Origin of the sequence: Vibrio sp. 10N.261.54.A5, assembly GCF_041471145.1 — a bacterium.
GTDB classification, from domain to species: domain Bacteria; phylum Pseudomonadota; class Gammaproteobacteria; order Enterobacterales; family Vibrionaceae; genus Vibrio; species Vibrio crassostreae_C.
Map to the genome: position 1 here is coordinate 1 of NZ_JBFRNU010000092.1, position 15,396 is coordinate 15,396.

The window sequence follows — 15,396 nt, forward strand, 5'->3', positions numbered from 1 at the left end:
AGTTAACCGCTGAAGGTAAAGCAGTACGCGTAGTATCTATGCCTGCAACTGACGCGTTCGACAAGCAAGATGCTGAATACCGTGAGTCTGTACTTCCATCTGACGTTACTGCTCGTATCGCAGTAGAAGCTGGCATCGCTGACTTCTGGTACAAGTACGTTGGTTTCGGTGGCAAGATCATCGGTATGACAACGTTCGGCGAATCTGCACCAGCAGGCGAGCTATTCAAGATGTTCGGTTTCACTACTGAAAACGTAGTAAACACCGCGAAAGAGCTTCTTGCTTAATCATTGATTGCTAGCTTAGTGCTAACAATGAAATGAATAAAAAAACCGAGCGCTGAGCTCGGTTTTTTGTCTCTGGGATTTGTTTCTCCTAGACTCATCTCTATAAGCAACAGATCAATCTGTCATGAACAAGCTGAGTTATTCAAGTAATGCCTTTTGGGTAGGATTCAGTTATCATCTGTTGCACGAAATTTTGGTTAGATGTACGGAACTATGCTAAAAGTCGCGATAAATGGATTTGGACGAATAGGGCGTAATGTATTGCGCGCTGTCTATGAAAGTGGCAAAAGCCAACAAATCAAAGTAGTAGCGGTCAATGAGCTTGCTCAGCCTGACGCTATGGCTCACCTATTGCAGTACGACACCAGTCACGGCCGCTTCGGTAAGAAAATCTCTAACGATCAAGAGCACATTTATGTCCATCATGGCATTGGTGCTGAAGACAAGGGTGAGTTTGATACCATTCGTATCTTACATCTTGCTGATATTGAGCTGTTGCCTTGGCGTGACCTTGAGGTGGATATCGTTCTCGATTGTACCGGTGTTTATGGTTGCCGAGATGACGGCCTCGCGCACATTGCTGCAGGGGCGAAAAAGGTACTGTTTTCTCACCCCGGTGCCAATGACCTCGATAACACCATTATCTATGGTGTGAACCACGATACCATCGAAGCGGACCACCAAATCGTTTCCAATGGTTCGTGCACCACCAACTGTATTGTCCCTATCATTAAGGTTCTTGATGACGCCTTTGGTATCGAGTCCGGTACGATTACGACTATTCACTCTTCAATGAATGATCAACAAGTTATCGATGCGTACCACAGCGATTTGCGTCGTACTCGAGCAGCAAGCCAATCGATCATTCCTGTCGATACCAAGTTGCATAAAGGTATTGAAAGAATCTTCCCGAAATTTTCCAACAAATTTGAAGCTATATCTGTGCGTGTGCCGACGGTAAACGTAACAGCGATGGATTTAAGTGTCACAATTAATGCAAATGTGAAAGTTAATGACGTAAATCAAACCATTGTTAATGCATCCCAGTGTACATTACACAATATAGTTGACTATACTGAAGCGCCGCTCGTTTCCATCGACTTTAATCACGATCCCCATAGCGCAATCGTTGATGGTTCACAAACGCGAGTGAGCAACGGCCACTTAGTTAAAATGCTAGTGTGGTGTGATAATGAATGGGGCTTTGCGAACCGAATGCTGGATACGGTTCTTGCAATGCAAGCTTCTGAAGGCAAGAAGTAAGACCTAGAAGCAAATGTGCGGATTATTTATTTTTTAGCTTGAAATAAATACTAAGAGTCCACATATTATTAGTAGTGAAAGAATTACCAGTTGAATAATTTATAGGCTTAGCAGGGTTGCTGAGTTTCCAAAACTTTATATTTATTTAAATTTGAGAGGACAAATCATGTCTGTGATCAAGATGACTGACCTGGAACTTGCAGGTAAACGCGTATTTATCCGTGCTGACCTAAACGTACCAGTAAAAGACGGTAAAGTAACTTCAGATGCACGTATCCTTGCATCTCTACCAACTATCAAACTTTGCCTAGAAGCTGGCGCAAAGGTAATGGTTACTTCTCACCTTGGTCGTCCTACTGAAGGCGAATACAACGAAGAGTTCTCTCTAGCTCCTGTAGTTAACTACCTAAACGACGCACTAGACTGCGAAGTTAAACTAGCTAAAGATTACGTAAACGGCCTAGAGCTAAACGCTGGTGAACTTGTTGTTCTTGAAAACGTTCGTTTCAACAAAGGCGAGAAGAAGAACGAAGAAGCACTTTCTAAGCAATACGCTGCACTATGTGACATCTTTGTAATGGATGCATTCGGTACAGCTCACCGTGCTCAAGCTTCTACACACGGCGTTGGTACTTACGCTCCTGTAGCATGTGCTGGCCCTCTTCTAGCTGCTGAGCTTGAAGCGCTTGGTAAAGCAATGGACAACCCAGCTCGCCCACTAGTGGCTATTGTTGGTGGTTCTAAAGTTTCTACTAAACTAACCGTTCTAGAGTCTCTTTCTAAAATTGCTGACCAGCTTGTTGTTGGTGGTGGTATCGCGAACACATTCATCGCTGCTGAAGGCCACAACGTAGGTAAGTCTCTATACGAAGCTGACCTAGTTGAAACGGCTCAAAAGCTAATGAAAGAGTGTGCTATCCCAGTAGCAACTGACGTTGCATGTGCTAAAGCATTCGACGAAAACGCAGAAGCTGAAATCAAGCACGTTTCTGAAGTTCAAGACGACGACATGATCTTCGACCTTGGTCCAGATTCAACTGCGGCACTAGCTGAAATCATCGGCAACGCGAAAACAATCCTTTGGAACGGCCCTGTAGGCGTATTCGAATTCAAGAACTTCGAAGCGGGTACAGCTGGTATCTCTAAAGCAATCGCTGAGTCTGCAGGTTTCTCTGTAGCAGGTGGTGGTGACACGCTAGCAGCTATCGATAAGTTCGGTATCAAAGCTGACGTTTCTTACATCTCTACTGGCGGTGGCGCTTTCCTTGAATTCGTTGAAGGTAAAGTACTTCCTGCAGTAGCAATGCTTGAAGAGCGTGCTAAAGCATAATTGATTTAGAAAGGCGAGATGTGAATCTCGCCTTTTAACGTTTGCTGCATATCACACTTTTTTGCTAGAATGGCATAAGTTGTGAGCAAACGATTGCAAGTTTTTAAACTTAAGTTTTTTAATCTTAAAACGATAGAATAAATAGGACTATTTCCATGTCTAAGATCTTCGATTTTGTAAAACCTGGTGTGATTTCTGGCGATGACGTACAGAAAGTATTTGAAGTAGCAAAAGAAAACAAATTTGCTCTTCCTGCTGTAAACGTTGTTGGTACTGACTCTGTAAACGCAGTACTAGAAGCAGCTGCTAAAGTTAAAGCTCCAGTAGTTGTTCAGTTCTCTAACGGCGGCGCTGCATTCTTCGCAGGTAAAGGCGTTAAACTTGAAGGTCAAGGCGCACAAGTTCTTGGCGCTGTAGCTGGTGCAAAATACGTACACGCTGTAGCTGAAGCTTACGGTGTTCCAGTTATCCTGCACACTGACCACGCTGCTAAGAAACTTCTTCCATGGATCGACGGTCTACTAGACGCTGGTGAAGAGTTCTTCGCACAAACTGGTAAGCCTCTATTCTCTTCTCACATGCTAGACCTTTCTGAAGAGTCTCTAGAAGAGAACATCGAAACATGTGCTAAGTACCTAGAGCGCATGGCTAAAATGAACATGACAATCGAGATCGAACTTGGTTGTACTGGTGGTGAAGAAGACGGCGTTGATAACTCTGATATGGACGCATCTGAGCTTTACACTTCTCCAGAAGACGTAGCATACGCTTACGAGAAACTAATGGCTGTTAGCCCACGTTTCACTATCGCTGCATCTTTCGGTAACGTACACGGTGTTTACCAAGCTGGTAACGTTGTACTTACTCCAACTATCCTACGTGACTCTCAAGCATACTGTGCAGAGAAGTTCGGTATCGCACCTAACGCTCTAAACTTCGTATTCCACGGTGGTTCTGGTTCTTCTGAAGCAGAAATCCAAGAGTCTATCGGCTACGGTGTTATCAAAATGAACATCGATACTGATACACAGTGGGCAACTTGGGACGGTATCCGTCAGTACTCTGCTGACAACTTCGATTTCCTACAAGGTCAAATCGGCAACCCAACTGGCGAAGCTGCTCCAAACAAGAAGTACTACGATCCACGCGTATGGCTACGTGCTGGTCAAGCTTCAATGGTTGCTCGTCTAGAGAAAGCATTTGCTGACCTTAACGCTGTAGACGTACTATAATTCTTTGAATTAAGTACTCTTTAAGTTTTAAAAACCCGCTCATTGAGCGGGTTTTTTTATATCTGATAAAAACTTGTACTAAATATGTGAAAAACCTAGCGTGCGGTGAATAAATTTCGTAGTCTTTTAGTTATCGGTATTTGTGTTTATCGGTAAGTTTTAATAATTCAAAAGCTTACATAAATATGACTTTGCAATCTGTCAAAGATAGGATATCGTGCCGAAAAACTGAACTTGGTTCAGTTTATAAAAAGGACTTGGCTTTAATTTACTTTTAACACAATGACTTAACGGTAATTACACTGTTTATTATATTGCAGAGTAAATGAGGCTTAAGGCAGTTTAGCCCATAGCATATTATATAGAGGATGCACATTATGGCTGATAGTTCGACAGCGATTGAGACTCCACTTGTGGATGGTTTGTCTCAAGCAGAGCAGTGGTTAACAAATAATTCAGATTTATTTATCCAATATGGCGTAAATATCATTTCAGCACTGATAATTCTATTTATTGGTAACCTTATTGTTAAAGCAGTAGCGAATAGCGTGTCTAAGGTTCTTCAGAAGAAGAAAATGGACCGAGCAGTTGTGGAGTTCGTCCATGGTTTAGTTCGTTACTTGTTGTTTGTGATTGTTTTAATTGCTGCACTTGGTCGTTTAGGTGTTCAAACGGCATCTGTAGTTGCTGTTATTGGTGCGGCTGGTTTAGCCGTTGGTCTTGCACTACAAGGCTCACTATCTAACTTTGCTGCTGGTGTACTTATCGTTGCATTCCGTCCATTTAAGTCTGGTGACTATGTGGAAATTGGTGGTGTGGCAGGTTCAGTTGATTCTATTCAAATCTTCCAAACGGTTCTAACAACGCCAGACAACAAAATGGTTGTAGTACCTAACGGTAGCGTTATCGGCAGCCCAATCACAAACTATTCTCGTCATGCGACGCGCCGTATTGATCTAATGATTGGTGTTTCTTACAACGCTGATCTTCAGAAGACAAAAGCGCTACTGACTAAGATCTGTGAATCTGATGAGCGTGTACTGAAAGAACCTGGCGTTCAAGTTGGTGTTCATACGCTTGCTGATTCTTCAGTTAACTTCGTTGTTCGTCCATGGGTTAGCACTGCTGACTACTGGAATGTTTATTTCGACCTGATGCAAGCAATCAAAGAAGGCTTGGATAACGAGGGTATCGAAATTCCATTCCCGCAAATGGATGTACACATGAATAAAGTAGAAGCTTAATTCCTAGTTAGTTTTTATAACTATAAGCTTTTATAAGGAAAGGCGGATAACTTAGGTTATCCGCCTTTTTTGTTGGTTTCATGAAGCTAAATAGATTTACCAGTATTGCTCAATAAGTCCATCGGTAAGCACCGTTGCTATGGCGAACATCATGGTTGCGACTGCGATATCAATGCCTTTCTTAACCTTAGGTTTAGATAGCGTCGGGCCTAGTTTTGCAGCGCCTAATGACAAAGAATAGAACCAGACGAACGAAGCCAATATAGTCCCCATAGCAAATGCAATTCTGTCGTTGCCTTCAAATTGCCCACCAATGGATCCAAGAATTACCACGGTATCCAAATAGAGATGTGGGTTTAATACTGTTACTGCCAATGCCCCTAAAATAACGGTGCGCTTGCCACGCGCTAATATCTCACCTTTCGACTCATCACTGGTGCGCACTTTGAATGCACTGCGTAGTGAGAGCAAACCATACACAGTCAGAAAAGCGATGCCACCTAGTGTCACTGAGGTAAGCAGTAATTCATTTTGCGACAAGATCGCTCCGCCGCCAAAAATGCCTAATGAGATAAACAGAGTATCGAGCAGGCTACAAATCGTTGCTGTCGTTAAATGATGATTGCGTTTTATCCCTTGATTTAGGACGTACGCATTCTGAGCGCCAATAGGGATAATCATACTTGCCCCTAGACCAAAACCTTGTAATAAAACCCAAAAACTCATTTTAACCTCCACTTATTTAACGATATTTACGTGCTATATGGCGAAGATACTCTGACCCTTTAAATAAGTATAATTAATGATTTTAATCCATTATTAGAGTTGCTAATGTGGTGATGAGTTAGCTTAAAAAGGAAGCAAATTGATGCGCGGATTGGATTATAAATGGATTGAAGCACTGGATGCTGTAGTAAAACAACGTAGCTTCGAAAGGGCTGCTGAGCAGTTATATATCTCCCAGTCGGCGGTATCTCAACGCATCAAACAGCTGGAAAAGTGGTTGGCTCAGCCAGCCTTGGTGAGAGAAAGCCCGCCTAGGCCAACGCCTGCGGGTAAAAAACTACTGGGCTTATATCGCCGTGTTCGCTTGTTAGAGCACGAGCTTGTCCCAGAGTTGATGAACGAAGAGGGAACTCAACCTCTTTCTCTGTCTATTGCGACCAATGCTGATAGCTTGGCGACATGGTTACTTCCTGCGTTATCTGATGTGATGAATTCACGTCAAGTTGAGTTGAACCTCGCGATTCATGGTGAATCAAGAACCATTGAGAAGATTAAAAGTGGTGAGGTGGCCGGTGCAATCAGTTTGGAGTCTCAAGCGATTCCTGGCTGCAGTGCTGACTATCTCGGTAGGATGGATTATGTGTGCGTGGCTAGCCCTGACTTTCATCAGCGTTACTTTGCAGAGGGCGTAAACTACGCCACCTTAAGCAAAGCACCTGCGGTTTCCTATGATCAATACGATGATCTGCATAAGAAATTTTTGCATGATCATTTTAACGTCCCGAGAGATAGTGTGATCAATCATACTGTCGGCAGCTCAGAAGCATTTGTACGCTTGGCATTGTCGGGCGTTGCCTATTGTTTGATTCCTCGATTGCAGATTATCGAGGAGCTAGAGTCTGGTGCTTTGATTGATATTACGCCCGGCTTTTTGTTGTCTTATCGAATCTATTGGCACCATTGGCAATTAGAGAGCGGGGTATTAAAAGAGATATCTCAAGCAATATTAAATTATGCCCACAACCACTTACCTCAGTAAGCTGTTGGTTTTTGCAGCGTCAAAGTTGTGTTAGAAGTCCTGTCGCGGGATTGGTTATGTGACAAATTGCTCTATGATAAAAGAACATTTGTTCAGCATAGGTCTACCTAATGAAGTTTGTACCAAAGATGTTAGCAACGTCTCTTACTCTTACTGCAGCATTGAGTGCTGTGAGTTTTCCATCATTGGCTGACTCGCCATCTTTTCCGCATATTTCAACGACAGGCTATGGTGAAGTGATCGCGACACCAGACATGGCGACATTTTCAGTTAGAGTCGTGGAATCGACGATGACTGCTGAACAGGCTAAAAATACCGTTGATAAAGTGGTGACTGGCTTTCTAAATAAGCTACATCAAGCGGGTGTTGATGAGGCGAATGTACACAGCTCTAACCTGTATTTATCTCCTCAATATCATTACCCGAAAAATGGTAAACCTGAACTGGTTGGTTACCGTGCATCACGTAATGTGACCGTTCAAGTGAATGAGCTAGCCAACTTAAATGACTACATGGATATTGCCATTGGGCAGGGTATTAACCAGATCGATAATATCCAACTTCAGGTTCGTGACCAAGCTAAGTATCAGGAGCAAGCGCGCTTGGAGGCCATTAAAGATGCGACATCAAAAGCTAAATCATTGGCGAGCGGTTTTGAGCGCGAGTTAGGTGATGTATGGCGCGTAGATTACAACGCACAATCTTCTCAGCCTGTATTGATGCGTTCAATGGCAATGGATGCGAGAACCGAGTCGAATTCTTATGAAGATTCGACGATCACCATTCGTGATCGAGTGAATGTGATCTACCAACTAGAAGAGTAGTGAACATACCTCAGGAGGGATTAGATCATCATGATCTATTTACCTACAGTAGGCCAAGTACTAAAAAGGCTCTCATTACGAGAGCCTTTTCTATTTTACTTATGATCTAATTCGATGATTAGTGAAGTAGACGAGCACGAATTGTGCCTTCGATCTCTTTCAGTTTAAGCAGTGCTTCTTCAGAGCGATCGGCTTCTACATCGATAACGACATAACCCATATCAGCCGCAGTCTGTAGGTATTGACCCGCGATGTTGATCCCTTCCTCAGCGAAGATGGTGTTGATCTGAGTTAGGATGCCTGGGCGGTTTTCGTGAATGTGTAATAAACGAGACGTTCCAGTATGCAGTGGTAGTGATACCTCAGGGAAGTTAACACTTGATAGCGTAGAGCCGTTATCAGAGTATTTCGCTAGCTTACCAGCAACTTCAACACCAATGTTCTCTTGTGCTTCTTGAGTTGAACCACCCACGTGAGGCGTTAGGATCACGTTATCGAACTGCATTAATGGAGACTCAAACGGGTCTGCATTGGTTTTTGGTTCTGTTGGGAAAACATCAATAGCCGCACCTGCAAGGTGTCCAGACTCCAGAGCGCCACACAGAGCAGGAATATCGACTACCGTGCCACGAGCTGCGTTGATAAAGATAGAACCAGGCTTCATGCGCTCGAACTCTTCTTTACCCATCATGTCTTTTGTTTCGTTGGTTTCAGGTACATGCAAAGAGATTACGTCACACTTGTTCAGTAATTCCGTCATGGTATGAACTTGCGTTGCGTTACCCAGAGACAGTTTGTTTTCAATGTCGTAGAAGTAAACACGCATGCCAAGGTTTTCAGCAATAATACCCAGTTGAGTACCGATGTGACCGTAGCCAATAATACCTAAACGCTTACCACGGGCTTCGTAAGAGTTGTCGGCACTCTTTTTCCAGATGCCACGGTGTGCAAGCGCGTTCTTTTCTGGAATGCCACGTAGTAGCAATAGAACCTGACCAAGAACGAGCTCAGCAACGCTTCGAGTGTTTGAGAACGGTGCGTTGAACACAGGGATACCGCGTTTTGCTGCTGCTTGAAGGTTGACTTGGTTAGTACCAATACAGAAACAACCGACGGCAACCAGCTTTTCAGCTGCATCAATAACTTCTTGGGAGATATTAGTGCGAGAACGAATACCAATGAAATGAGCATCTTTTACTGCTTCAAGAAGTTCATCTTCCGGTAGCGAGCCTTTGTGGTACTCAATGTTTGTGTAACCAGCGGCTTGCAGTACTTCTACAGAAGAAGGGTGAAGACCTTCTAGAAGTAGAATTTTAATTTTTTCTTTTTCCAGTGAAACTTTGGCCATTGTTCTCGTCCTTAAAATGGAAAGGTTGGGCAAATGCGGCGCACGTGCTACAAAATGGCTGAAAGGGGAACAAATTCACCACTTTGTTAGGAGACAAACGTTTTCCCTGTGCGTCTTCTGAACAATAAAGTAACAAAAAAAAAATGTTTTGGGTAAGAAAATTACGGAATAAGACATAATTTTACAGCAATAAAGCAAAAAAAACGGCGCCCTAGGGCACCGTATGTAATGAAGTAACAGAAAAACTCAATCTTCTATTATTTATTCTTCGATTTTTGCACCTTCAGGCGTGCCGGTGATAACCACATCAGCACCACGGTGAGCGAACAGACCAACCGTCACCACACCAGCTATACCATTGATGATATCTTCTAGTTGTTTCGGGTTTTCGATCGCCATGCCGTACACATCTAGGATCACGTTGCCGTTATCGGTTGTGCAGCCTTCGCGGTAAACTGGGTCACCACCAAGCTTAACCAACTCACGTGCCACGTATGAACGTGCCATTGGGATTACTTCAACAGGCAGTGGGAATTTACCCAACACATGAACTGCTTTAGTACCGTCAACAATACACACAAACTTATCAGAGATAGCCGCTACGATTTTTTCACGAGTCAAAGCAGCGCCGCCGCCTTTGATCATATCGCGAGTTGGGTTGATTTCATCTGCGCCATCAACATAGATGTCTAGCTTAGCGACATCGTTACACTCATACACTTTGATCTCTAGCTCTTCTAGTCGCTGCGTTGAAGCAACAGAGCTTGAAACCGCACCTTTGATTTTGTCTTTCATTGTGCCTAGTGCGTCGATGAAGTGATTTACTGTAGAGCCAGTACCTACACCTACAATGCTGCCTTCTTCAACATATTGAAGTGCTGCCCAGCCAGCTGCTTTTTTCATTTCATCTTGAGTCATGCCATTCTCCTGAATAAGGTCTTGCGCTTTGAATTGATCGTTTGCGTAATGATGAAGTTAACGTTTAGATATTGAGTTAACGTTTCTATATCGAGGTTAACGTTTGCGGCGCGATTATAGCGCTTTAATGGTTGTTTTCCCATTGCCAAGTTTTACTCGGAGTCACGATTTTAGGTAACGGAATGTCCCATTCTTCAATCGGTAGCGTATCAACATGTTGGCAATCATGAGCCAAACCAATAGGAGCTGCACCTTCGCCCGTCTCGAACCACTTTGCCAAGGTGCGATCGTAATATCCGCCGCCCATACCTAAACGATGGCCATGGGAGTCAAAGCCGACAAGGGGCGTAAGAATAAGGTCGAGTTGCTGACAAGGTTTAACCAGCATTTGATTGAGCTGAGGTTCGACAATACCGTACTTATTCAAGACCGTCGGTGTGGTTGGCGAGTAGTGTAAAAACAGCAGGTGCCCGGCAGAGAAGGGGTGCAATACTGGTAAATAAGTTTGCTTACCTTGCGCCCATAACCATTCGATTAAAGGCTGAGTATCGAGTTCGCCATCGATAGAGATATAGAGGGCAATATGCTGAGCAGACTGAATTTCATCAAGCTGCATGCACTGCTTAACTAAGTCGATACCGGATTGAGTTTGTTGGTCGCCAGATAAGGCATTGCGTTTGATACGGATCTGTTTGCGAAATTCGCTGCGTGTGAGCGTCTTCATAAGAAGGGATACCCCAAAGTGCCGTTGAGAATAGATGGCCCTTGAACCAGCGAGTTCAAGGCGGATCAGCAATGATTACCGTAGGCTTCTCGGTCGGGCCGAGCATGCTCAATAGCACTCAAGTACTAACCCTTAGGGATTGCTTATCGGCTCGGGGACGTGAATCCTCTGACAAACACTCCAGGGTAAATTTTGTGTACGCTATTGCTGTCCGTGCTTAACTTTACTGAGGACATCTGAAAGTGATGTCGTGAGCTGTTCCATTCGCTCGGTCAGTGCGTTTTGTTCATCATTTGCTTCAAACTTCTTGGTTTGTAATTCGTAGCAAATATTCAGAGCTGCGATAGTCAGCAGCTTCACTTCATTGGTTACCTTAGTACGTTCAGCCATCTCTTTCAATCGATTATCAAGATCGGCCGCCGCTGCAATCAATGACTCTTCTTGCCCTGGTGGACAATTCACTCGAGTCAGTTTTCCTAATATTTCAACGTCTACCGCTTGATTACTCATGATGGATGAACTCTTTAACGCGCTATTTTAAGGCTGTTGCCCTTCGCCATTTTTTGAGAAAGAAAAAGTGCAAGTACCGATGAGGAAGCAATCTCCTCTGAGGGAGAAACTATAGGTAAACCGCTATTAAGATTCAAGCTTTTCAGAGTGACTGTTTGTAAATGAGAGCTTGAGCACACAGTAATTCAGCAAATTGAACAATTGGTAGTCAGTCATCCTTCAATTGCTGGGGATCGATGCTTACCAGAATTGGGGTGAAGTGGTACGATTATACTATCGATATAAAGAATAACTGAGCGAGCTATCTGATGAGCGAAACTACTTTACCTGACTACCTAACGGTTGCGACTGAACTTCAATCGGCAAGTCTAGCCGTAACCCCTGCTGAGATGCATGGTTTATTAACGGGTATGTTAAGCGGAGGCTTAAACCTTGCAGATAAAAGCTGGCAACCACTGATCTTCGATTACACCAATGAAGGTATGGGCTGGCCAGATCGCGCGCTAACGCTTGCGGAAGCAACACTGAAAGTCACAACCAGTGAAATCACAGGCTCAGGCATGGAACTGTCTATGCTGCTGCCGGACGAAGACGCAAGCGCAAGCCTATTTGACTTGGCTGATGGTGTGTCTGATTGGATTAACCATTTCATTTCTGGTCTAGGCTTGGTTGGCGCTCAATTGAACAAAGCGTCTGACAGTACAAAAGAAGCATTAGTTGATCTAGAAGAGATGGCCAAGCTAGGCATTGACGAAGATGATGATCTGGAAGAGCAAGCGCAGCTTCTAGAGCACGTTATTGAGCACGTAAAAGCGTGTGCACTAACGATTCATGCTGAATTTGGTGCTCGCCCATCTGAAGATGCGGCGCCTACCATTCATTAATTCGTTGGCCGGTTTGAGGTTATGATGGCTCAGTATGATGTTGTAATTGCTGGTGGCGCAATGGCAGGGGCAACCTTAGCCCTTGCTTTGAATCACCTAAGCCAAGGTTCACTGTCGATTGCGGTAGTGGAGCCTTATCAGGTTGATCATCAAGCTCACCCTGGGTTTGATTCTCGTTCGATTGCTTTGTCCTATGGCACGGTGCAGATCCTGGATTCTTTGCGCTTATGGCAATCTATCGCTCCGGTCGCGACCCCGATTAAAGATATCCATGTTTCGGATCGCGGGCATGCCGGAATGACAGACATCTACAGTGAAGAGCTTGCTGTAGATGCGCTTGGCTACGTGGTCGAGTTAGCAGATGTGGGTCGAATCTATCAGCAGAAACTTGAATCAGAAGCGGCAATTACCATGCTTTGTCCTGAGTCTGTTAGTAAAGTTGAACGTGAAGAAGCGTTGACGACGATTGAACTGACAAGTGGGCAAACAGTAACCACTAAGTTACTGGTTGCTGCTGACGGTGCAATCTCAACCTGTTGCCAACAGCTCAATATCTCATTGAGTGAGCACGACTTTGAGCAAGTCGCTGTGATTGCCAATATTGTGGCGAGTGAACCTCACCAAGGTCGCGCATTTGAGCGTTTTACCCATCATGGGCCAGTTGCTCTATTACCGATGAGTGACAACCGTTTATCGTTGGTTTGGTGTTTAACACCAGAGCAAGCACAAAAAGTGATGACGCTAAACGACAATGAATTTCTTGAGCAATTGCAGAATGACTTTGGCTGGCGACTTGGCCGATTAGAGAAGGTCGGCAAGCGCGCGAGTTACCCTCTGATTCTTCGTCACCGACAGCAAAATATCTCTCATCGATTTGCCATTGTTGGTAATGCTGCTCAAACGCTTCACCCAATTGCGGGGCAAGGCTTTAACCTAGGCATCCGAGATGTGGCTTCCTTGGCAGAAGAGTTGTGTACCCAGTTAGATGATGTAGGTCGTTACCGTGGTCTTGTTAACTTTAGAAAGCGTAGAGAACAAGACCGAGACGCAACGATCACGTTGACTTCAAGCCTAGTTCACCTGTTCTCAAACGATTATATGACCGCTCGCATTGGGCGTAATCTTGGGTTAGCCGTAATAGATAACCTTCCACCACTTAAAGGTCCACTTTTGCGTCATACGCTTGGCCTAGTAGAAAGATAAGGTAATAAATAATGATGCAAAGTGTTGATATCGCGATTGTTGGTGGTGGCATGGTTGGCCTAGCGCTTGCTGCTGCCCTAAAAGACAGTGACCTAAGAATCGCTGTCATTGAAGGCAGAGCGCCTAGTGAAGGGCTGAGTGAGCTGCCTGATGTGCGTGTATCCGCGTTGAGTCGTTCTAGTGAAGTGATTCTTCGTAACCTAGGTGCATGGCAAGGTATCGAACAAAGACGCGCTGCACCGTATCAAGCGATGGAAGTGTGGGAACAAGACAGTTTCGCTCGTATTGAGTTTGACTCGACACGCTTGGCTCAGCCTAATCTTGGTCATATCGTTGAAAACCGTGTGATTCAATTAGCGCTGCTTGATCAGGTTAAGAAACAAGACAACGTCAGCCTGTATATGCCCGCAACGTGTAAAACGATGGCGATTGGTGAAAGTGAAGCTTGGTTAACATTGGACAATGGTCAAGCACTGACAGCTAAGTTAGTTGTTGGAGCAGACGGCGCAAACTCTTGGGTTCGTAAGCAGCAAGATATCCCATTAACACATTGGGATTACGGACACAGTGCGATTGTCGCGAACATCAAAACCACAGAGCCGCACCACAGCGTTGCTCGTCAAATCTTCACGCCTCAAGGCCCATTGGCATTCCTACCAATGCAACCAAGCAACATGAGCTCGATTGTTTGGTCTACGGAACCAAATCGTGCCGAGAAGCTGGTATCCATGTCGGATGTTGATTTTAATAAGCAGCTAACGGCAGAGTTCGACTCGAAGCTTGGATTGTGCGAAGTGGTTGGTGACCGTTTTGCCTTCCCACTGCGCATGCGTTATGCGCGTGACTTTGCGGTAGAGCGTGTGGCTTTGGTTGGTGATGCTGCTCATACCATTCACCCATTAGCAGGGCAGGGTGTGAACCTTGGCTTATTAGACGCAGCAAGTTTAGCGCAAGAGCTGTTAAAGCTATGGTCTGCGGGTGAGGATATTGGCACCAAGCGTAATCTTCGCGGCTACGAGCGCTGGAGAAAAGCAGAGGCGGCGAAAATGATTGCTTCAATGCAGGGCTTCAAAGATCTGTTTGAAGGCGATAACCCAGCTAAGAAGCTGATTCGTGGTATTGGTATGAAGCTAGCGGGCCAATTACCGGGTGCGAAAGATGAGATCATGAAGCGCGCACTGGGTTTGTCTGGCAATCTTCCTGACTTAGCTAAGCGTCCAGTGACTCATCGATAATGACATAGTGTTCTGGTGGTTTATCGAATCATCATTGATACGAAAATTGGTACGAAAAAAGGGTTGGCATAATGCCAACCCTTTTTGTTTTTAATTCTGTAGATAATCAGGTCATGCGTACGCGCAGCGCAGTTTCATGATTTCACTATTTATTTCTTTCACTGTTTGAAAGTGACGTTTTTCTGCTCGGTCTGGTAGCACTAGCTTACCGTTATCAAACTCAAATTTTCCTACGCCGTAAATGTAGATTCGTCCTTTGAAAAGTCGACTTACATGTTTAGCAATCATACTCGGTGTATAGCGCTTAAACAGTCTCATTCTTAATTATCCTTATATTTACCTAGCCTGCATATTATAGAAAAACTCCGAGATAATAATTGTGATAAGCATGGAGTTATATGCAGTAGCGTTGACGTTAATTAGATATTTGTGCTGTTCTAAGCACTTTCTTCAGTAAATATCTATTTTTACGTGAGCTCCTCCCCAAAATAATACTGAGTAGTGAACTACCGTGAACTTTTCTGTTCAGTATTAAGCAGTGATAATGTTACAAGTATAAGAATAGGCGGGATTTTTTTGTTTGTGTAATCAAATTGTAAATTTCGGACAAAAAAAAGGTTCATCGCGGA

At 44.3% G+C, this 15,396-nt stretch carries 16 protein-coding genes and 1 other RNA gene; 10 read left to right on the forward strand and 7 right to left on the reverse strand.

Translation table 11 applies throughout. The features are described 5' to 3' along the window. The 5 genes from AB4329_RS21750 to mscS all read left to right on the forward strand — a co-directional run. Positions 1-287: transketolase-like TK C-terminal-containing protein (locus AB4329_RS21750; protein ID WP_372139269.1), on the forward strand; the 287-nt coding region annotated here is incomplete at its 5' end. Positions 288-500: 213 nt separating this feature from the next. Beyond that, positions 501-1,550: an erythrose-4-phosphate dehydrogenase gene (gene epd, locus AB4329_RS21755; RefSeq protein WP_032545627.1), complete on the forward strand. Its 1,050-nt coding sequence runs from the start codon at positions 501-503 to the stop codon at positions 1,548-1,550. Positions 1,551-1,716: 166 nt separating this feature from the next. After that, positions 1,717-2,880, forward strand: a complete 1,164-nt coding sequence (locus tag AB4329_RS21760) for a phosphoglycerate kinase (protein WP_017059064.1) — start codon at positions 1,717-1,719, stop codon at positions 2,878-2,880. A gap of 155 nt (positions 2,881-3,035) precedes the next feature. After that, positions 3,036-4,112, forward strand: coding sequence for a class II fructose-bisphosphate aldolase (fbaA, locus tag AB4329_RS21765; RefSeq protein ID WP_010435694.1), 1,077 nt, complete (start codon positions 3,036-3,038; stop codon positions 4,110-4,112). Positions 4,113-4,489: 377 nt separating this feature from the next. Further along, complete coding sequence (gene mscS / locus AB4329_RS21770) at positions 4,490-5,356, forward strand: small-conductance mechanosensitive channel MscS (RefSeq protein ID WP_017063201.1); 867 nt, start codon at positions 4,490-4,492, stop codon at positions 5,354-5,356. 96 nt (positions 5,357-5,452) lie between these two features. Here mscS and AB4329_RS21775 read toward each other — a convergent pair whose 3' ends face one another. Continuing rightward, complete coding sequence (locus AB4329_RS21775) at positions 5,453-6,082, reverse strand: LysE/ArgO family amino acid transporter (RefSeq protein WP_017059061.1); 630 nt, start codon at positions 6,080-6,082, stop codon at positions 5,453-5,455. Positions 6,083-6,224: 142 nt separating this feature from the next. On the opposite strand from AB4329_RS21775, the gene AB4329_RS21780 reads away from it, so the two are divergent. After that, on the forward strand, positions 6,225-7,121 hold the full coding sequence (locus AB4329_RS21780; RefSeq protein ID WP_102321476.1) for a LysR family transcriptional regulator ArgP: 897 nt from the start codon (positions 6,225-6,227) through the stop codon (positions 7,119-7,121). A gap of 110 nt (positions 7,122-7,231) precedes the next feature. Then, positions 7,232-7,945: an oxidative stress defense protein gene (locus AB4329_RS21785; RefSeq protein WP_004735362.1), complete on the forward strand. Its 714-nt coding sequence runs from the start codon at positions 7,232-7,234 to the stop codon at positions 7,943-7,945. 118 nt (positions 7,946-8,063) lie between these two features. Here the strand turns inward: AB4329_RS21785 and serA are convergent, their stop codons facing one another. The 5 genes from serA to zapA form a co-directional block, all read right to left on the reverse strand. Beyond that, entirely contained in the window at positions 8,064-9,293 is a 1,230-nt protein-coding gene (serA, locus tag AB4329_RS21790; RefSeq protein ID WP_017059058.1) for a phosphoglycerate dehydrogenase, read from the reverse strand. A gap of 261 nt (positions 9,294-9,554) precedes the next feature. Next, on the reverse strand, positions 9,555-10,211 hold the full coding sequence (rpiA, locus tag AB4329_RS21795; protein WP_372139271.1) for a ribose-5-phosphate isomerase RpiA: 657 nt from the start codon (positions 10,209-10,211) through the stop codon (positions 9,555-9,557). 124 nt (positions 10,212-10,335) lie between these two features. Next, positions 10,336-10,935: a 5-formyltetrahydrofolate cyclo-ligase gene (locus AB4329_RS21800; protein ID WP_017059056.1), complete on the reverse strand. Its 600-nt coding sequence runs from the start codon at positions 10,933-10,935 to the stop codon at positions 10,336-10,338. A 6-nt stretch (positions 10,936-10,941) separates the two neighbouring features. Continuing rightward, a non-coding RNA gene (gene ssrS / locus AB4329_RS21805) (6S RNA) lies at positions 10,942-11,125 on the reverse strand. A gap of 11 nt (positions 11,126-11,136) precedes the next feature. Further along, positions 11,137-11,445, reverse strand: coding sequence for a cell division protein ZapA (gene zapA, locus AB4329_RS21810; RefSeq protein ID WP_004735366.1), 309 nt, complete (start codon positions 11,443-11,445; stop codon positions 11,137-11,139). Positions 11,446-11,753: 308 nt separating this feature from the next. On the opposite strand from zapA, the gene AB4329_RS21815 reads away from it, so the two are divergent. The 3 genes from AB4329_RS21815 to AB4329_RS21825 are packed head-to-tail and all read left to right on the forward strand — an operon-like array spanning position 11,754 to position 14,767. Beyond that, complete coding sequence (locus AB4329_RS21815) at positions 11,754-12,329, forward strand: YecA family protein (protein WP_136973763.1); 576 nt, start codon at positions 11,754-11,756, stop codon at positions 12,327-12,329. A gap of 24 nt (positions 12,330-12,353) precedes the next feature. Beyond that, a complete protein-coding gene (gene ubiH / locus AB4329_RS21820) occupies positions 12,354-13,532 on the forward strand; it encodes a 2-octaprenyl-6-methoxyphenyl hydroxylase (protein WP_017059054.1) in 1,179 nt (392 codons plus the stop codon). Positions 13,533-13,543: 11 nt separating this feature from the next. After that, positions 13,544-14,767 (forward strand): FAD-dependent 2-octaprenylphenol hydroxylase, encoded by a 1,224-nt coding sequence (locus AB4329_RS21825; protein ID WP_102321427.1) that lies wholly within the window; start codon positions 13,544-13,546, stop codon positions 14,765-14,767. 111 nt (positions 14,768-14,878) lie between these two features. On the opposite strand, the gene AB4329_RS21830 is transcribed toward AB4329_RS21825, so the two are convergent. Continuing rightward, positions 14,879-15,085, reverse strand: coding sequence for a DUF1107 domain-containing protein (locus tag AB4329_RS21830; RefSeq protein ID WP_009847660.1), 207 nt, complete (start codon positions 15,083-15,085; stop codon positions 14,879-14,881). Positions 15,086-15,396: the final 311 nt, after the last annotated feature.